The 19,380-nt window shown below is 45.2% G+C and carries 17 protein-coding genes and 1 other annotated feature; of the genes, 14 read left to right on the top strand and 3 right to left on the bottom strand.

Annotated elements, in window-relative coordinates; all coding sequences use genetic code 11:
* Positions 1-62: 62 nt before the first annotated feature.
* The 11 genes from MHB46_RS04185 (at position 63) to MHB46_RS04135 (ending at position 10,416) form a co-directional block, all read left to right on the top strand.
* Complete coding sequence (locus MHB46_RS04185; protein ID WP_165176691.1) at positions 63-857, top strand: TIGR00282 family metallophosphoesterase; 795 nt, start codon at positions 63-65, stop codon at positions 855-857.
* Positions 858-986: 129 nt separating this feature from the next.
* Positions 987-1,247, top strand: coding sequence for a stage V sporulation protein S (locus MHB46_RS04180; RefSeq protein ID WP_007430104.1), 261 nt, complete (start codon positions 987-989; stop codon positions 1,245-1,247).
* Between the two features lie 123 nt (positions 1,248-1,370).
* On the top strand, positions 1,371-2,423 hold the full coding sequence (locus MHB46_RS04175) for a dipeptidase (RefSeq protein WP_341161692.1): 1,053 nt from the start codon (positions 1,371-1,373) through the stop codon (positions 2,421-2,423).
* Between the two features lie 183 nt (positions 2,424-2,606).
* Entirely contained in the window at positions 2,607-3,695 is a 1,089-nt protein-coding gene (locus tag MHB46_RS04170; RefSeq protein ID WP_341161691.1) for a low temperature requirement protein A, read from the top strand.
* A 143-nt stretch (positions 3,696-3,838) separates the two neighbouring features.
* Positions 3,839-4,411 (top strand): phosphate propanoyltransferase, encoded by a 573-nt coding sequence (gene pduL, locus MHB46_RS04165; protein WP_013309962.1) that lies wholly within the window; start codon positions 3,839-3,841, stop codon positions 4,409-4,411.
* 298 nt (positions 4,412-4,709) lie between these two features.
* On the top strand, positions 4,710-6,263 hold the full coding sequence (gene miaB / locus MHB46_RS04160) for a tRNA (N6-isopentenyl adenosine(37)-C2)-methylthiotransferase MiaB (protein WP_165175595.1): 1,554 nt from the start codon (positions 4,710-4,712) through the stop codon (positions 6,261-6,263).
* Between the two features lie 81 nt (positions 6,264-6,344).
* Entirely contained in the window at positions 6,345-6,797 is a 453-nt protein-coding gene (locus MHB46_RS04155; protein WP_023988245.1) for a RicAFT regulatory complex protein RicA family protein, read from the top strand.
* A 121-nt stretch (positions 6,798-6,918) separates the two neighbouring features.
* Positions 6,919-7,341 carry a PaaI family thioesterase gene (locus MHB46_RS04150; RefSeq protein ID WP_341161690.1) on the top strand — a complete coding sequence of 141 codons (423 nt, stop codon included), beginning with the start codon at positions 6,919-6,921 and terminating at the stop codon, positions 7,339-7,341.
* Positions 7,342-7,406: 65 nt separating this feature from the next.
* A complete protein-coding gene (locus MHB46_RS04145; protein ID WP_023988247.1) occupies positions 7,407-8,195 on the top strand; it encodes an NUDIX domain-containing protein in 789 nt (262 codons plus the stop codon).
* A 67-nt stretch (positions 8,196-8,262) separates the two neighbouring features.
* A complete protein-coding gene (locus MHB46_RS04140) occupies positions 8,263-8,829 on the top strand; it encodes a cysteine hydrolase family protein (protein ID WP_341161689.1) in 567 nt (188 codons plus the stop codon).
* A gap of 123 nt (positions 8,830-8,952) precedes the next feature.
* Entirely contained in the window at positions 8,953-10,416 is a 1,464-nt protein-coding gene (locus tag MHB46_RS04135) for a nicotinate phosphoribosyltransferase (RefSeq protein WP_023988249.1), read from the top strand.
* Positions 10,417-10,482: 66 nt separating this feature from the next.
* On the opposite strand, the gene MHB46_RS04130 is transcribed toward MHB46_RS04135, so the two are convergent.
* Positions 10,483-10,998, bottom strand: coding sequence for a MogA/MoaB family molybdenum cofactor biosynthesis protein (locus MHB46_RS04130; RefSeq protein ID WP_341161688.1), 516 nt, complete (start codon positions 10,996-10,998; stop codon positions 10,483-10,485).
* 262 nt (positions 10,999-11,260) lie between these two features.
* On the opposite strand from MHB46_RS04130, the gene MHB46_RS04125 reads away from it, so the two are divergent.
* The 3 genes from MHB46_RS04125 to MHB46_RS04115 all read left to right on the top strand — a co-directional run bounded on the left by MHB46_RS04125 (position 11,261) and on the right by MHB46_RS04115 (position 14,946).
* Positions 11,261-11,590, top strand: a complete 330-nt coding sequence (locus MHB46_RS04125; protein ID WP_023988251.1) for a four-helix bundle copper-binding protein — start codon at positions 11,261-11,263, stop codon at positions 11,588-11,590.
* A gap of 77 nt (positions 11,591-11,667) precedes the next feature.
* Positions 11,668-11,926 (top strand) — a binding site (T-box leader).
* Positions 11,927-11,985: 59 nt separating this feature from the next.
* Positions 11,986-13,716: an arginine--tRNA ligase gene (gene argS / locus MHB46_RS04120; RefSeq protein WP_341161687.1), complete on the top strand. Its 1,731-nt coding sequence runs from the start codon at positions 11,986-11,988 to the stop codon at positions 13,714-13,716.
* Between the two features lie 261 nt (positions 13,717-13,977).
* Positions 13,978-14,946, top strand: a complete 969-nt coding sequence (locus tag MHB46_RS04115; RefSeq protein WP_341161686.1) for an S-layer homology domain-containing protein — start codon at positions 13,978-13,980, stop codon at positions 14,944-14,946.
* Positions 14,947-15,071: 125 nt separating this feature from the next.
* On the opposite strand, the gene MHB46_RS04110 is transcribed toward MHB46_RS04115, so the two are convergent.
* On the bottom strand, positions 15,072-17,156 hold the full coding sequence (locus MHB46_RS04110) for an ABC transporter ATP-binding protein (protein WP_341161685.1): 2,085 nt from the start codon (positions 17,154-17,156) through the stop codon (positions 15,072-15,074).
* On the bottom strand, positions 17,156-18,913 hold the full coding sequence (locus MHB46_RS04105; RefSeq protein WP_165175590.1) for an ABC transporter ATP-binding protein: 1,758 nt from the start codon (positions 18,911-18,913) through the stop codon (positions 17,156-17,158). Before MHB46_RS04105 ends, MHB46_RS04110 begins: the two co-directional genes overlap by 1 nt.
* Between the last annotated feature and the right edge of the window lie 467 nt (positions 18,914-19,380).

Raw genomic sequence — 19,380 nt, 5'->3', positions numbered from 1 at the left:
AAAGTGGCCGCTGCTTGTAGGGCCACTTTTCATTATGTAAGGCAGACTAGGGAGGGCTTTCTATCAACGTATTATTTATTGGAGACATCGTCGGCAGTGTAGGCAGAAAGGCATTGAGGGAGAATCTCCCTTCGCTAAAATCAAAATACAACCCGCATGTTATTATCGTAAACGGAGAAAATGCGGCTTCGGGAAGAGGAATTACCCCAGCCATCGCCAGAGAATTTTTTGATTGGGGCGTTCATGGGATTACGATGGGAAATCATACTTGGGACAATAAGGAAATATTTGATTTTATAGATGATGAGCCACGGATCATCCGCCCGGCTAACTTTCCACCAGGAACACCAGGCCGGGGGTATACCGTTGTAAAAGGTGGAGGTAAAGAGCTGGCTATTGTTAATCTGCAAGGTAGAACCTTTTTGCCAGCTATTGACTGTCCATTCCGTGCAGCAGATGAAATTGTCGATGAACTACGGAAAAAACATAAGCATATCCTAGTTGATTTTCACGCCGAAGCAACCTCGGAAAAAATCGCTATGGGTTGGCATTTGGATGGACGTGCTTCAATCGTGGTAGGTACGCACACACATGTACAGAGTAATGACGATACGATTTTGCCACAAGGAACTGCGTATCAGACAGATGCGGGAATGGTAGGTCCTTATGAGGGAGTGCTTGGGATGCAAAAAGAGGCTGTGTTACAGAAATTCCAGACCCAGCTTCCGGTACGTTTTCAAGTGGACATGGGCAAATGGCACTTTCATGCCATCAGCGTAGAACTGAATGATAATGATGGAAAAGCCCGCAAAATTCAGAAAATTAGACTTAAAGAAGATGAATGGCGGATGGATTAACTTTTTTGTGAGCTACTTAAGGAAAGAATAAGGAAAACTGTCACCAAAAAGCAGGAATTATTTGCTGACCCTCGAATAACATCTAATAGTGGAATCAAACCATCATCATTCCCAGGGGAGGTACTTACTATGGATGTATTAAAAGTATCAGCAAAATCCAATCCCAATTCAGTTGCAGGCGCACTCGCTGGAGTACTGCGTGAACGCGGAAATGCAGAATTACAGGCGATTGGAGCGGGTGCACTAAACCAAGCCATTAAAGCGGTAGCCATTGCCCGGGGATTTGTCGCACCAAGCGGAGTGGATTTGATTTGTATTCCTGCTTTTACAGACATTGTTATTGATGGAGAAGATCGGACTGCGATCAAATTGATTGTAGAACCAAGATAATAAATGTAAGTTGCCTGAGCCTGTTTACGATTTGTAAACGGGCTTTTTTGCATTGTGAGTCTGTTACTATGATTTTTTAAAATAAATTTGTAGTGCTTCAATCTATAAATGGAGGTAAGATGCATGAATGATAAGCTAAAAGTGAATTGGCCTGTTGTTGACTTTCATTGTGATGTGTTATGTAAAATGCAACTCAATACGCAGATTGATTTCAGTCATCCATCGCTTGATGTCACAAAAGAACGTTTGCTAGAAGGTAACGTGCGGTTGCAAACGTTTGCTATATATATTTCACAGGTATTGGGCATGCCAAGATTTGAGCATGTGGTTCGTCAAATTGAGCTGTTCAGGCAGCATGTTACCTCTATCTCAGGTGGGTTGAGACCATTGCTGTGGAAGGAAGACTTGGCAATGTGGGGGCATCAGATGGAGCAAGTAAAACAGGTAGGAGAAGAGAAGCGCACGGAAAAGTTAACGTATGTGGATGGTAAGGGGACGGATCATACATGGGTACCTTGGGCTTTGCTCTCACTGGAGGGGGTAGATGCGCTGGAAGGGAACCCGTTTTATGCAGAATTGTGCTATGCCATGGGAATACGATTGATTGGGCTGACATGGAATTATGCGAACTGGGCGGCTGACGGCATTATGGAACATAGAGGAGGCGGGCTGACTAGCAAGGGGCGTGATTTGGTCAATCGCTGTAATGACCTGGGACTGCTGCTAGATGTGTCGCATTTGTCCGTACAGGGCTTCTGGGAGGTGCTGGAGGAGGCTGCTCTACCACCCATCGCCTCGCATTCGAATGCCTTTGCGAGATGTGCTCATCCTCGTAATCTACGGGATGAACAGATTCGTGCACTGATCGCTCGTAACGGACGGATTGGTTTGACCTTCGTCACGATGTTTCTCAAAGAGCAGGGTACGGTAACCGCTGAGGATCTGCTACCGCACATTGAGCATATTTGTTCATTAGGCGGCGAAAGGCATTTGATGTTTGGCTCTGATTTTGACGGTATCGAGCACCATGTGCAAGGGCTGGAGCACTCGGGTAAATTTCCGGTTTTTGCAGAACTGCTGCTGAAGCATTACCCTGAGGAGCTAGTCAAGGGGTGGCTGGGAGGACATGCACTGGAATACCTGCAAACGAATTTGCCTTCCAAAGTGTCTTCTTAAATAGCTATATACTAAGAGTTATTATTGGCTGCGAATACCTTGACAAAGTGAGAACGATTACGAAATAATTGGAGCATCTTAGAATTTCATGGTGCTAAAATAAGCATAAATAAGGCAGACGTTGGAGCAAGACTGAGGGGACACCATGCTGCACCGCCATATCAGAGGGGGCTCCATTACACAATGTTAATAAAGAAGGTTACCTGGCTTGAGCTCTTTTATGACTTATTGTTCGTAGCTGCTGTCTCTAAGGCCACTCATGTATTACTACATGTTGAGCATGGTAGTATTTCGTGGGAACATATGGAAAAGTTTATTATGATTTTTATCCCAATATGGTGGGCTTGGGTGGGGCAAACGGTCTACAACAATCGTTTTGGGCAAGACAGTATAACGCATCGAATTTTTATGATCCTGCAATTGTTTTTCGTGTTGATCATGACCGCCAGCCTTAATATAGATTTTGATGCGTATTATGTATCTTTTTTTGTTGGCTATATTGGGTTAAGAGGTTTGACTGTCGTTCAATATTTACTTTCGGCACCCAAAGAAACGGCTCATAAACAGGAAACAGCTCGTTTTTTTGGTACCTATTTTTGGATTGGAATAGTCATCTCTAGTTTCTCCCTCTTCTTTGATTCTTGGGTTCGATATTTGATTTTATATACCGGTATAGCTATTGATATCCTCGTTCCTTTGATTGGCCGTAAAAAGTTGGTGATCACACCAATCCATACGGAGCATCTTTTAGAACGCTTTGCACAGTTCACCTTAATTCTGCTTGGCGAATCTGTGATAAGTATGCTTTCTGTTTTACAATCCGATCATTTTACGGTTTCTTCTGTTGTATTTGCTGCTTTGGCTTTTGTATTAGTCATCGCAATCTGGTGGCAATATTTTGAGAATATGGAGAAGCGCGTAGATAAATCAAAACAATCAGCAGGCCAGACTATTATTTATGGTCATTTGTTTATTTATCTTTCCCTTAGCATGCTAGCTGCTTCGATTCAGCTCTTGTTTTTGGGACAAGTAGACTATATCTTTGTGCTTTGCTTTACCTTTGCTTCTGTTTTTATTTACTTTTTGTCGGTTTTGCTGGTATTTCATCAGTACAGATTAAGTCATCTTAAACCTCGTCTCAGAGTCATTTTTTTCTTGACTGGAATACTCTGTGTCCTGTTTATCCTTAATATATTTATTGTCGTTCCCCCTCATCTCATCGTAGCTGAAATCATGCTTTTCTTTCTCCTGTTCGCTAAAACGACGGTTTGATCCGACTTTATATGGAGGATATTTAACGCTGATTGGGGCGAAAAAGGGAACTTTATGCGCTCTCCTTTTCTTTCTTGGCAAAATAGGAGTATAATAGCATGGATGTGTAAAGTATTGTATAGAGAAAAAGGAGTGACCACACGATGAGTAAAATCGTACCTGTCGGCGTTTCCGCCCGTCATATTCACCTGACTCAAGAGCATATTGAAATTTTGTTCGGAGCAGGCTATCAATTAACTGAATTTAAACCATTGTCCCAACCAGGACAATTTGCCGCAAATGAAACGGTAGCTGTAATTGGTTCTAAGGGCCAATTTGATAAGGTTCGCATTTTGGGACCTGCTCGTCCCGCTTCCCAATTGGAAATCTCTCGCACTGATTCCTTTGCTATTGGTGTAAAAGCACCTGTACGCGAATCTGGTAGCATTGATGGTACACCAGGAATCACGGTAAAAGGACCAGCTGGTGAAGTGGAACTGCAAGAAGGCGTGATTGTAGCAGCCCGCCATATTCATTTCCATACATCTGATGCAGCTAAATGGGACATTAAGGACAAGCAGTTGCTGAAAGTACGTGTCGGCGGCGAACGTGGCCTTGTATTTGAAAATGTTCTTGCACGTGTGTCCGATTCTTTTGCTTTGGATATGCACATTGATACAGATGAAGCGAACGGAGCCGGTGTGAAAAACGGTGACAACGCTGAAATCGTAGACTAATATACACGTATTTAAATGGGAAGGCTTAAAGAGTCCGATTCTTGCAAAAGAATCGGGCTTTTTACATACTATATAATTTATAAATACTTCACTTATGTACAAAAAGAACATGAGTTCAAATTACACTCCATGGTATCTGCGGTTGATCTATGGCGATGGCCTATAAATCATGCTATAATTTAGTGTAATGCCTTTTTTAAAGGTTTTTTAGAACTTAAGATAAATTTACCCATGCCTAAAAATACAGTAAAATTACAAATTAGCTCGTGAAATAGATGGTGTAAGGAGTGACTAAGGAATGGAAAAGAAAACAAAAGATTACTCCAAATATTTTGATTTCTCGGATGCGAAGATTATTTCTGAAGATGAGCATAGCAAAAAGATCCGTATTCGCGGACGTGAAATCAACATTATGGCGGAGCCGAACCATAGAAAAGAAAAGCAGCGCGGTAAAGAGGACGTACAGGTATTGTATGATAACACAGTTCCGGATGAGCTCAAGCATATCGGTGAGGGAAAGCATTATATCGTATACACATTTGGTTGCCAAATGAACGAGCATGATTCCGAAACCATAAAAGGCTTGCTGGAGCAAATGGGCTACCAGGCAACCGAGGATCGGAAGGAAGCAGACATCATTTTACTGAACACTTGTGCTATCCGTGAAAATGCGGAGGATAAAGTGTTTGGCGAGTTGGGTCACCTCAAGCATCTCAAAACAGAAAAGCCAGGATTACTGCTTGGCGTGTGTGGCTGCATGTCACAGGAAGAGAATGTCGTTAACCGAATTATGCAAAAACACGGTTTTGTTGATATGATTTTTGGTACCCATAATATTCATCGTCTGCCTCAGCTCGTCAAGGAAGCACTCTTTAGCAAAGAAATGGTGGTCGAAGTGTGGTCTAAGGAAGGCGACATTATCGAAAACTTGCCGAAGAAGCGTGAGGGTATGCGGGCTTGGGTGAACATTATGTACGGTTGTGATAAATTTTGCACCTATTGCATTGTTCCCTTTACACGTGGTAAGGAAAGAAGCCGTCGTCCAGAGGATGTAATCGCTGAGGTACGGGATTTGGCACGTCAAGGCTTTAAAGAAATTACCTTACTGGGGCAGAATGTTAACGCTTATGGCAAGGATTTGAAAGATTTGAATTACAGATTCGGGGATCTGATGGATGATATGCGCAAAATCAATATCCCGCGTGTACGTTTTACGACATCACATCCACGTGATTTTGATGACCATTTGGTTGAAGTGCTTGGTAAGGGTGGCAATTTGGTGGAGCATATTCATCTGCCTGTTCAATCCGGTAATACGGATATATTGAAGAAAATGAACCGAAAATATACCCGTGAGCGTGTTCTGGAACTGGCCGCGAAGATTAAAGCAGCTGTTCCGCATGTTTCTCTGACAACAGATATCATCGTAGGTTTCCCGGGCGAAACAGACGAGCAGTTTGAAGATACTCTATCTCTGGTGCGCGAGGTCGGATATGACTTTGCCTACACATTTATTTATTCACCACGTGAAGGTACGCCAGCTGCTTCGATGGAAGATAATGTGCCTATGTCGGTCAAAAAAGAGCGTCTCCGGCGTCTGAACATTGCTGTGAACCAAAACAGCCTTCGCTTTAATAGTCGTTTGCGTGGCGAAGTGGTTGAAGTGCTGGTGGAAGGCGAGAGCAAAAATGACAGCAAAGTGCTTGCCGGTCGGACCCGTTCCAATAAGCTTGTACATTTTGAGGGTTCTAAGGACCTGATTGGTTCCTTTGTTCAAGTGAAAATTACGGAACCTATGACCTTTTACATCAAAGGTGATCTGGTTGAAACGGCTGTAGCGGTTAACGGATAAAAGAATTTCTAACGGGTTGCATGCGGTCTGAGTAAAGGGCTGTGTGCAAGGCCGTCTAAGTGAGAAAAGGAGCGATGGGCAATGACAGAGGAGCGGTTGCAACAAACAGAACTTCAATCGGCGGCGCGCCAGCATGATCATTTGGTCAATCGCGAAATGATATTGGCAAAAGCCAAAGAATTGGCAGGTATTTTGGGTAGCAGTGAGGAAGTACAGGTATTCCGGAAAGCAGAAGAAAAGATTCAGGATCATGGGCGCATCCAGCAACTGATTGCAACGATGAAAAAGAAGCAAAAGGAAATTGTAGCATTTGAATCCTTGAAGAATCAAAAAATGATTGCCAAAATAGAGGCCGAGCTACAGGAGCTTCAGGAAGAGCTTGACGGTATTCCAATTGTCACGGAGTTTCAGCAGAGTCAGGTGGAAATTAATGAGCTACTGCAAATGGTAATCATGGCGATCCGTGATACCGTTGCTGAGAAGGTGAACGTAGAAGAGGGGAAAAGCACTTCCTCGTCGAATTGCAGTGATTAGAGTGAAATCTATGGTGTGGAGGCGTAGCTTCCACGCCTTTTTTTCGAAAGCAATTTACTATCGTATGTGTTTATAAGACATCAGAGAAATGGGACAACATCGAAGGGATGGAAGCAAGGGAATGGATAAGTTGGGTAAGATGCTAGAGGGAGAAAATAATACTTTTTGGGAGTATTTAGGGTGTGAGCTGATTGCAGCTGATGCAAACGAGGTACAGATCGCTTTGGAGGCCAAACAAGAGCATACCAATGTGATGGGTATTGTCCATGGGGGTGTACTTACTTCATTGATGGATCAGGCGATGGGGATGGTCAGTATGGCTTCACGGAATATGGATCCATGTGTAACGACGAACCTGAATGTTCATTTCTTGTCAGCCATGAGGAAAGGACGACTGGAGGTTAGGGCGCGAATTCTTCATCAAGGAGGTCGAACTATAACCACTGAGGCGGAAGTAAGAGATAGTGAAGGCACACTCGGTTCTACATCTACAGCAACCTTCCGAGTATTACGTACACAAGCAAGTGATTCAGGCAAGGCCTGACACTTGACAAAAATTTTTATTATGTCATAATGAATTTATCAAAACGATATAATATGGTGATGCCAATGGATAGCAATCGTATAAACGAAGAGGCGCAAAAGGCGTCGTACAACATTAAGAAATACCGTACCCCGGATGGAGCTCCAGCGGATATCGTTATGTTTACCTTAACGAAGCGGGAGCGCAAGACGGTAACAAAGACATTGCCTATTCGAGAGCTGAAAGTGATGCTCATCAAGCGCCGCAGTTGGCCGTTTGCAGGACGCTGGGCGTTGCCTGGAGGGTTTTGTCAGGAAGATGAATCTATGTATGGAGCTGCCAAGAGGGAGCTGTTAGAGGAAACGGGTGTGGACGGCGGGCATCTGGAGTATTTGGGTGTATATAGTGGACCGGGACGTGATCCGCGCGGGTGGATTATATCACATGCATTTTTTGCGCTGGTAGAAGAATGGATGTTGGAACAGCGTCAGGCGGCCGATGATGCTTCCGAGGTCGGGTTATTCACGATCCGCGAAGCGTTGGAGGAATTGGAGCTGGCATTCGATCACCGGGATATCATAGTAGATGCTTATCGCAAAATTCAGTTACAGATGCTTCAGACGACGATCGCCAAGCAGTTTTTACCGCTACATTTTACACTGGGTGAATTATATCAGGTGATTCAGAGTGTCGTACCGGATTTCGAAGAGCCAAACTTTATTCGCAAAATAACATCGACTCGTAGCAGGCAGGGAATACTGGAAGAGGTGCGTGATGAGAACGGCAAACCGCTCAGTTCCAACCAGTATTCACAAAGACCTGCACAGTTGTACCGTTTTAGTGACAGAGTACCGCGTTTATCTATCTACACGTAACGTCTAATGTAATAGGTTACGCATAGAATGTACAATTTCACTTTGAGGATAAGGAGCTGACCGTACGATGCAGGCACTAATTGTTATTGATTACACGAAAGATTTTGTGGACGGTAGTTTGCCTGTAGGACAACCTGCGATTGAGTTGGATGAACGGATCGCAGCAATTACGCAGGCATACGTGGATCAAGGGGACTTTGTTGTCATGGCTGTGGATTTGCATGAGGAGAACGACCTTTATCACCCGGAGAGCAAGCTGTTTCCTCCACATAATATACGTGGAACCAACGGACGACATTTGTATGGCAAGCTTCGTAGCCTCTATGAGCAACAAAGTGATCTTATCTACTGGTTGGATAAAACACGGTACAGTGCTTTTGCGGGCACAGATCTGGAGCTCAAGCTGCGTGAACGTGGCATTCTGGAAGTTCATCTGATTGGTGTGTGTACAGATATATGTGTACTGCATACGGCTGTAGATGCTTATAACAAAGGTTTTGCTATTACTGTATACAAGGACGTTGTGGCGAGCTTTAATCAAGCTGGACATGATTGGGCTTTGGGTCATTTTGAAGGAAGTCTTGGAGCCGCGGTACGGTCGGCTGAGGATACGGTTTTACGCCAGAAGAAGTAAAATAACTTAACGATTGTGAACCAATGTCCGATAACAAAATGGAGCCGGATATTGCTGAATCTGGGCAGATGAGGCGGTACGCTGCCACCACAAACCTGGAGACAGTCAGAGAGGATGATTACGATGCAGTCAACGAGCCTCGCATTACATACAGATAAATATCAGATTAATATGATGTACGCCCATTGGGTGAACGGAAGTCATCAGCGTAAAGCTGTGTTCGAGGCGTATTTCCGTAAACTCCCTTTTGGTAATGGATACGCCGTGTTCGCTGGTCTGGAACGCATTGTGAATTATATTGCAAATTTGCGGTTTACAGAAGAGGACATTCGCTACCTGTCTGAACAGGAGGAGAAATACGATCCCATGTTCATGGAGGCGCTTCGCCAGTTTAAGTTTGGTGGAACGGTCCATTCGATGAAAGAAGGGGCACTTGTTTTCCCAAACGAGCCTCTGGTACGTGTTGAAGGAACGATTATGGAAACGCAGCTTGTCGAGACGGCATTGTTGAATTTTATGAACTATCAGACACTCATTGCGACAAAGGCATCACGCATCAAGCAGGTGGCAAGTGACGATACACTGCTCGAATTTGGGACACGGCGTGCGCAGGAAGCTGATGCGGCGATTTGGGGAGCACGAGCAGCTTATGTGGCAGGTTTTGACGCGACTTCTAATATGCTGGCAGGCGAGCACTTTGGAATCCCGACGAAGGGGACACATGCCCATTCATGGGTGCAGACCTTTATGACGGAGCAGGAGGCGTTTGACGTATACGCGAAGGTTTTGCCAGACCAGGTTACACTGTTGGTAGACACCTTTGACACGCTGGAAAGCGGTGTTCCTCATGCAATTCGGACAGCAAAAATGCTGGAGAGTCAGGGCAAGCGTATGAATGCAATCCGTCTGGATAGCGGTGACTTGGCTTATCTATCCATTCAGGCGCGGGAAATGCTCGATGCTGAAGGTTTAGATTACGTACAAATTGTAGCTTCCAATGATTTGGACGAAAATACGATTTTTAACCTGAAAGCCCAAGGGGCACGTATTGATGTATGGGGTGTAGGAACACAGCTTATTACGGCTTCAGATCAACCTTCGCTTGGCGGGGTGTACAAGCTGGTTGAGCGTGAAGTGGATGGCGAAATGTTGCCGACGATTAAGATCTCGGGTAACCCAGAAAAAGTATCCACACCAGGCAAGAAGGATGTATATCGCATTGTGGATAAGAAGAAAGGGAGAGCTGTAGCCGATTATATTTCTTTCCCGGATGAAGAGCGTCCGCGTAATGGTAAGCGCCTGAAGCTGTTTAACCCTTTACATCCGTATATGAAGAAGTATGTAGAAAATTATGAAGCCGTGCCAATGCTTGAGCCTATTTTTATAAATGGACAGAAGGTATATGAGCTTCCTGAGCTGGATGAAATTCGTGCCTACCATACTTCACAGTTGAAATTGTTTTGGCCAGAATATTTGCGGAAGCTGAACCCTGAAATTTATCGTGTAAATCTGAGCGAGAAGGTATGGGAGTTGAAGCAAAAGCTGATCGACAGCTATATGCAGCCCGAAGTTGAAGAAAAAGAATAGTTGGAAGAGGCACCTCATGAATGTATGGGGTGCCTTTTTGTGTCGCGGCATGTAGGAAATAGGAGCTTATTTATAAATTTCTCTCATCACATGTCGTAGCTCAGGGACAATAATGCGTTCCATTGCCAAACGAACGGCTCCGCGTGAGCCAGGCATAGAAAATACAGCTGTCCGACCCACAGTACCAGCTACAGCCCGGCTTAATATAGCTGCTGAACCAATGTCCTCAGAAAAGCTTAAATAACGGAAGATTTCCCCAAAGCCAGGTAGTTCCTTATCCAGTAGAGAGGAGACGGCTTCATATGTAGTATCACGTGGAGAAATACCGGTACCGCCTGTCAAAAGTACAGCCTCGATGTCATTCTGTGCCGCTGCTTCGGATACTAACTGCTGAATACCTTCGTAGTCATCCTTGACGATGACATATCGAACAACCTTATATCCATTGGTTTCTAGTAGATCCATGAGCAGTTGTCCCCCGGTATCTGTTTCCACGGTACGTGTGTCCGAGACAGTCACGACCATGCAATTAACCTGTTGCGGGGATTCCTGTCGATGCTCCTCTACGGAAGACATATTCATTAAAATGTTCACTCCTTGATCGATGGTTAGACATACACTTTTTACAATAGAGCAATGACTGAGCGTATGCAAGTCAGAAACAGGGGCTAAAAATCCATGTGATTAATATCCTTGCACTTACATACTGGAATATAGTACACTTCCTTACATAAGTCGGGATTGTTTTGTTTTTATTTTATTGTAAGCGCGCACATCAAATGATTAATCTCAAGGGTCAGCGGGTAATAGTACAGCAGGGTCAACAACTGGGAGGTAATGTAATATGAATCATTCATACCAACAATGCGTGGATGCTTGCCTGGAATGTATGAACGCTTGCAATGTATGTTACGTAGCGAGTTTGAAGGAATATGATTTAGCTATGCTGCGTGAATGTATTCGAGTGAGTAGGGAATGTGCAGAAATATGCGGATTTGCTGCTCAAATGCTGCAGCGCGGAACGGACTTCGCCGAGCAAATCTGTGAGCTGTGCGCCAAGGCCTGTGAGGTATGTGCTGCTGAATGCAGCAAGCATTCCCATGATCATTGCAAACATTGTGCAGAAGCCTGCCGTCGTTGCGTTCAGGCATGCCGCCAATTGGTGGCAGTGTAATTACATATATGGAACTAGTGCCTGAAGAGGAAATAAAAGGTTGCTTTCTACTGAATAGGTTTGTATAATGATTGGAATTAACGTCATGGAACGGGAGAGTAGCAGCGGAGCCGTATCATTACAGCGAGCCGGAAGAGGTGGAAGCCGGTATGAGGTCCGATGTGAAGCGCACCCGGGAGACGGTTGATCCAACGAGCAGAATTTCTAGTAGATCAGCCCGGCAGACACCGTTATTAGTCATTGGAGTGAAATCGCGATTTGTGTAAGTTAGCTTTAGCTGCACAACCGATTTACGAAGAGTGGTACCGCGGGGATATTGAAGTTCTCGTCTCTTGAATTATTTCAAGAGGCGGGAGCTTTTTTTGTTAGATTCTATAAAAAGAAGGAGAGAGATCATGTTAGTGAGTATTGCTGCTCAAGCGATATTGGCCCATACGGGCTTGGAGGAAAAAGAAATTTTATCTTTATTCGAGGTGCCTCCGCAGCCTGAATGGGGAGATGTAGCGTTTCCCTGTTTTGTGCTGGCTAAAAAGTTTCGAAAGTCTCCGCAGCACATTGCAATGGAATTAGCGGAGCTAGTGAGCCATGAAGAAGGTTTAACTGCTTCAGCATCGGGTGCCTACGTAAATATAATATTGGATCGATCGGTTCATATTCCGCTTATGCTTGCTGAATTGAGCAAAGCTGATTTCCTCAGGCCTAATATCGGACACGGACAGCGGGTGGTCATTGATATGTCTTCGCCCAATATTGCCAAACCGTTTGGTATTGGTCATCTTCGCTCTACTGTTATTGGTGCTGCCTTGTATCGTATTCTTGGTGAAACCGGATATGTTCCAATTAGTGTGAATCATCTTGGAGATTGGGGAACACAGTTTGGCAAGCAAATTGCGGCCTATAAAAGATGGGGAAATGAGGAGCAGCTACAACATGATCCGATTGGTGAATCGCTGAAGCTATATGTTCGTTTTCATAAGGAGGCCGAGCATGATCCGACTTTGGAGGATGAAGGCCGCGAGTGGTTCCGACGTTTGGAGCATGGGGATGCTGAGGCTCAACAACTATGGAAATTTTTTGTTGAAGTCAGTCTGGGTGAATTTGATCGTATGTACCAGCGCCTGAACATTACATTTGACCATGTGCTGGGAGAAAGTTTTTACAATGATAAGATGCAGGCAGTTGTTGCTCAATTAAGAGCAAAGGGATTGCTGGAGGAAAGTGATGGCGCGCTCGTAGTTCGTCTGGAAGACGAGGAACTGCCGCCATGTCTTATTCTAAAAAAGGATGGGACTACCATTTATCCGACACGTGATCTGGCAACAGCCATTTATCGTCATGAAGTGATGAAGGCTGATCGGCTTCTGTACGTCGTTGGTGGGGAACAGAAGCTGCATTTCCAGCAGGTGTTTGCGGTGCTGAAACATGCAGGAGAGGCATGGGCGGAGCAGTGTGAGCATGTGGCGTTTGGATTAATGCGGTTTGCGGGTAAGAAAATGTCTACAAGACGTGGAAAAGTTGTCAAACTGGAAGAGGTGCTGGATGAAGCTATAGCCCGTGCTCAAGCCATCATTACTCAGAAGAATCCCGATTTGCAGGAACAACAGGCAGTAGCAGAGGACGTTGGTATTGGGGCGATTATTTTTGGTGACTTAAAAAACAACCGTCTGAATGAAGTGGATTTTTCGTTGGAGGAGGCGCTGACCTTTGAAGGTGAGACCGGGCCTTATGTGCAGTATACTCATGCGCGCATACGCAGCCTTCTGGAGAAAGCTCATGCCCGCGCCGATGTTGATGTTACTACTAATTCTAGCGACAACGCCCTTGTCCAAGATAGCCATTCTCGTGATTTGAATGACATATCGGATGGAATATTTGGTGACGCAGGTTGGGCGCTGCTTAAGCAGTTGGATCGTTATCACGGACAACTGATACGTGCGGCTCGCCAACTGGAGCCTTCGGTTATTGCGAGATTTGCACTGGATACGGCCCAGGCGTTCAACCGTTTTTACGCCAAGGAAAGGATTGTCGATGGTGGACGCTGGCGTATTCAATTGGCGGAACAAACTGCGGATATTCTAGCATGCGCGCTGCAACTTCTTGGTCTGAAAGCACCGAATCGGATGTAAGCAAAGCGAACAAAGGGGAGCGAGGTTTGCCGGCAGGATACTGCTACCCAGATCCGGTTCTTCCAAGGGGATACTGTAAAAGGTAATCTGTCACAGGCACTTTTGAGGATGTATAAAGATAGTGAGCAGAAAAGAGTTAGACGGGTTACACTAATCGCAGCTATTGCACAGTTTTGCAACCAATTTGTGCATATTTGAAACATTTGATGCTTTTATTGCGTCGGTAAGTATAGAAGCAAAGTAAACATGGAGGTGTATCTCATGAAAAAAAATAAAAGCGTGGCAGTTGCCCTGCTTGTCGTCTGCTCATTGGCTGTGGCTACGTCGGCTTCTGCTTTTCGTGATATAAAGGGAGCTGAACAGGAGAAGATCGTAAACTCACTTCAGGATAAAGGAATTATCCAAGGAATAACCAAGGATAAATTTGCACCGGATCAAACGCTCACCTATGCACAAGGAGTGCATTTGGTTGTTCGTGCGATGGATCTTCAGGTAATGCCTGATTTCACAACGGGTTCCTTTGCAAACATTCCGGCTTCCGCATGGTATGCCCAGTCCTATCGGATTGCGGCCCAACACCAAATCCCTTTGTCACCAGATATTGATCCAAGCACCCGTATGACAAGAGAACAATTTGCGAATATTCTGTATAAAGCAGTGAGTGCAACGGGTGAATATCCAACTGTCCGTATGTTAATTAATGTAGCGGATGGCAAAAAATTAGATCAGGAATCAAACGCAGCAGTTCAATTCCTACTGTTGACCAAAATTGCAAAATTGGACGAACAGAGCAACTTTAACCCGGATCGTAAAGTAACGCGGATGGAGGCAGCAGAAATGGTCTATAACGCATCCGAATTTGTACAAAGTCATAAAACGGTTGAAGCTACTCCTGAAAATCCGGCTGAGCCTGTAGATCCGGTTCAACAAAACAATATTAGTATGAGTGTAGAGAAGGCAAATGACCAGCAGAACAAAGTGACAATTACCCGTCTGCAGGCACCTAATCCAGGTTACGGCATTGAAGTGGATCACATCGACTACGTAGATGATACGAATGCAGTAATTTACTACAAGCTGACAAGTCCAAAGCCAGGGGAAATGAATATTCAGGTCATTACGGATACCCACACAAGCACATTGGTAGACAGCAAGTATAAGGTTACGCTTAAAGCAGTAGATGGAACAGTGCTTCCGCCCACCGAAACAGGCACGTCTGTAGCTAAATAAAATTACGAGCCATATGTTATAGATATAAATAAAACCAGCGAGCCTCCAATTTGTAGGGGAGACTTGCTGGTTTTTTTTATACCAAATGTTAATCGTTAGCCCTAAGCAATAGGGCTATTCAAGCTTTAAATGCTGACTTTGCCTGCAAGTAGGTCATCTTGCGCAGCATGCGTAGCAGAGGATGCAGCCGAATCTGTTGCAACTGTTCCCGACTGGAGCTGATACATTTGGAAGTAACGACCACCTTGGGCCATAAGTTCGTCATGGCTACCCCGTTCAACAATTTCACCCCGATGAAGCACCAAAATTTGGTCCGCACTGCGAATGGTGGACAAACGGTGAGCAATGATAAAGGTCGTACGTCCCTTCTTGAGTACCTCAAGAGCGGATTGGATGAGCGCTTCCGTTTCGGTGTCAATATTGGCAGTAGCTTCATCCAGAATTAAAATTGCGGGATCAAAGGCTAGTGCACGAGCGAAGGAAATAAGCTGGCGTTGCCCGGCTGATAAAGTGCTACCTTTTTCAATAACAGGCTCATCGAATCCTTGCGGCAAATGGGCCAGCAATTTGTCGGCTCCAACATCATGCAGCGCTTTATTCACCTGTTCTCTCGTGATTCGGCTGTCTTCGAGACTGACATTAGAGGCTACCGTACCTGTAAACAAATATGGATCTTGAAGAACAATACCCATATGATGGCGAAGCCATTGCTTAGGGATGTCTTTGACAGACGTTCCGTCAATGGTGATCGTTCCTTTTTGCGGATCATAGAACCGGAATAGCAGGTTAATAATCGAACTTTTGCCTGATCCGGTATGACCGACAAGGGCAACTGTTTGCCCGGGCTGTGCTGTAAAGGAAATATGTTTAAGTACATCATCCTTTTTGTAGGCAAAGGAAACGTCGTTAAACTCTACCTGGCCTTTGTAGCGCGGCATCGTGCCGTCCGTCACCGGCTCTCCAGTTTCGTCCATCAACTCAAATACGCGTCCTGAGGATACGATGGAAGTATCCAGTACGGCGAGTTGGTTGACCATACCCGTCATAGGTTGGAACAGTCGACCCAGCACATCGACGAAGGCATACAATACGCCTAGTGAAACAGCACTACCTGTAGTTCCGAGCGCCTCAGATCCGAAATACCACAACACGACGGCAAAGGCGAGATTTCTCAACACGTTGACTAAATTGTGCGAAGTGAAGGCGTTCAAATTCAGCATTTTATTCTGATGCTTCATATAGTCATCATTCAGTTCTTCAAACTCTTGCTGCGTTTGTTTCTGGTGCCGAAACACGCGAATAATGGACATCCCTTGAATCGATTCATTGATAATCGCATTAATTTCACTGAGTCTGGACCGAATGATTGTATTATAGCGGGTGGCGACCTTGCGATACAATATAATCCACAAGATCAATAACGGTACAATAAACAGAGAGATAAGACCCAGTCTGAAGTCTAGCAAAAAGAGTGCAACATATACTCCTGCCATCGTCACAATCCCTGAAGTGAAATTGGAGAGCACAGCCACAAACAAATCTTTGACTGCCTCAGTGTCATTCGTAACACGGGATACGACTTTGCCTGCGGGCAAGTTATCAAAAAAGTAAACTGGCAACCGCTGGATGTGCGCGTAGAGATCAAGCCGAAGCTTTTGTATGACCTTGTTCGCAGAGGATTGCAGCCAGTATGTTTTGCCGAATTCAGCAAAAATGGAAATAACCAGGAAGAAGCAATACCAGCCAATCAGCTGAAAGATACCGGGCATTTCCGGTTTGTAAAAGCTATACAGTTCATCAGCTGTCAGAGCCTTAGCTTCATAGCGAAAGGTGTCGGAGCCGCGTGTCACAGTCAGCGTTCCGTTCGTAAAGGAGCGGTTACCGTCAGCCACTTGAACCGAGCCATCGACAAATACGAAAGATTTCCCAACTTGTAAAATCCTCGCTTCGCGACCTTTAGTCTCCCCGGACTCAAAGCGATCTTCACGCTTAAAGTGGGTTCCAGCATAGCTTACAGTTCCGTCCACACGAGTTGTTTCATAAAATGGTTTTTCAATAGCGAGCATATGGTCGTCGATCATCGTTTTGGCGATGAAGGGACCAGCCAGCTCGGCGGCTACTCCGATAGCCAAAGCGATGAGAGCGGCGATAAAGCCTGCTTTGCTCGTCAGCGCGTACTGAAATAGCCTTTTGCCGATATTGGGTTTCATTAGGATACCTCCCCTGAGGTCAGATCAGATTCCACTTGTTGCCGTACATACTGTTGTCGGTACCATCCGTCAGCCTGAAGCAGCTCGCTGTGGGTCCCTTCCTCAATAATGCGTCCTTGCTCCAGCACGACGATCCGGTCTGCATGTTCTACAGCAGAGAGGCGGTGGGTGGAGATCAAGGTTGTTTTACCCGAGCGCTTACGTCGGATATTGTCAATAATCCTTGCTTCCGTCCGGGCATCTACTGCAGATAGTGCATCGTCGAGCAATAGAATATCCGGATCACCGATAAAGGCGCGAGCCAGCGAAACACGCTGCTTCTGGCCGCCGGACAGGGCGATACCTTTTTCTCCGACCAGTGTATCCAGCCCATCAGACAGGGTACCTAAATCCTGGTCGAAGGCAGCAGTACGGATAGCTTCCATAATGTCGTCGTCATCTGCATGAGGTTTTCCGAATTGAATGTTCTCGCGCACCGATTTGGAAAACAAAATTTGCTCTTGTGGCACATAGCCGATCCAGCTGTGTAGTTGTTCTACTGCAATGTCCTCTAGACGTATGCCGGAGATTAAAATATCACCACTACCCGTCGGATATTCATGTAGTAGCTGTTTGAGCAGCGTGGATTTCCCACTGCCTGTTCTACCGACGACGCCTAGCGTTTCTCCGCGTTTGAGCTCCAGACTCACATGTGACAGATTGTCAATAGTTGAGGTAGGGTAACGGAAGGTAACGTCTTTCATCCTGATGGATTCGAGGCGATCCACTGGAACAGGTTGAGCCGCATCTTGAACATCTGGCTGGACATCGAGAGTTTCATTAACCCGGTCCAAGGAAGCGCTACCGCGCTGCATAATGTTAATCAGCTCTCCAATGGCAAACATCGGCCAAATCATCATTCCTAGATACATATTAAAGGAGACCAGTTCGCCTAGCGTGATATCGTTATGAAATACCAGATAAATACCATACCCGAGTCCAATGACGTAGCTAAGTCCTACACATAAACGAATTGTTGGTTCAAAGAGAGCATCCATCCGAGCGACAGCCAGATTTTTACGAAATACATCGTCGGTAATATCAGCGAAACGCTTTTCGTCCATTCGTTCTTGTACATAGGCGCGAATGACTCGGATACCTGCCACGGATTCCAACACCTGATCGTTCATATCACCAAATGCATCTTGTGCCAGTGTGTAACGCTCGTGAACGGCTTTACCGTAAATGCTCATAGCCAGTGCGATAAAAGGTAGGGGCAGGATAGCTGCCAGTGTCAACTTCCAACTGATTAGAGTGCCCATGGCAACTAATACCACGCTCAGATAGACCGTAGAGTCTGTCAGTGTCAGCATGCCGAAGCCCGCTGTACTTGCTACGGAGCGAAGGTCGTTCGTGGCACGAGCCATCAGATCCCCAGTGCGGTTGCGTTCAAAAAATGGAGGGGTCATTCGCAGCAGATGATTCATAAAGCGTGTGCGCAGTAGGCGTTCCACCAGATTGGCACCACCAAACAGCTTGTGCATCCATATGTACGTAATGTAGTAGATGACGGCTAGAATGCCTATGATGTACAAAATATAACGCCAAAGTGAGGACCAGGAAATCGAACCGCGCACAATTTCATCAATGGCACTACCTAGCAGCCGAGGTGGAGCAAGCTCCAGTACACCAACGGCTATCAGCAAAAACAATCCAATGGAGTATCGGCTTCGTTCTCTTTTAAAAAACCAGCTTAAATTTTTAAGTACCGAAAACAAGAGGAATCCCATCCTTTCATGACAAGTTCATTCGAGAGTTGTGTACCATTTTGAAGAAACAACAGGGCTTGCTGCCACAAGTATGATCCAGCAACAGGCGCAAAAAAGGCATACCGTCCGCAGACGATATGCCTTAAATCTCAATATCATATGGCGCGCAGGTATTTTCAGCACACTCACCACTGAAAAACTGCTCAAACGCAGGCAGCCACTCGTATTAAACCATACAACGCGAATGGCCCAATTTTGAAGGATGCGACAGGGGAGATGCTCCGGTATGAAGTTGTTGTGTTTGTAGATGTGGGTAAAATGCAATAGGAAATTTTAGCACCGGTAACACTCCTTTCTTCCTCAAAATGGGTTCATTCTAACATGAGTAATCGTTCGAATTGGTAATAAATTTCAAAATGGATCTCGTATGGTTGAATCTTAACACCCTTTTTTGCGAATTGTCAAACCTTTTTCAA

Origin of the sequence: Paenibacillus sp. FSL H7-0703 (assembly GCF_038003485.1) — a bacterium.
GTDB classification, from domain to species: Bacteria; Bacillota; Bacilli; order Paenibacillales; family Paenibacillaceae; genus Paenibacillus; species Paenibacillus polymyxa_B.
The sequence above is the reverse complement of the archived record's forward strand: the minus strand, read 5'-3'. Positions and strand labels throughout refer to the sequence as shown.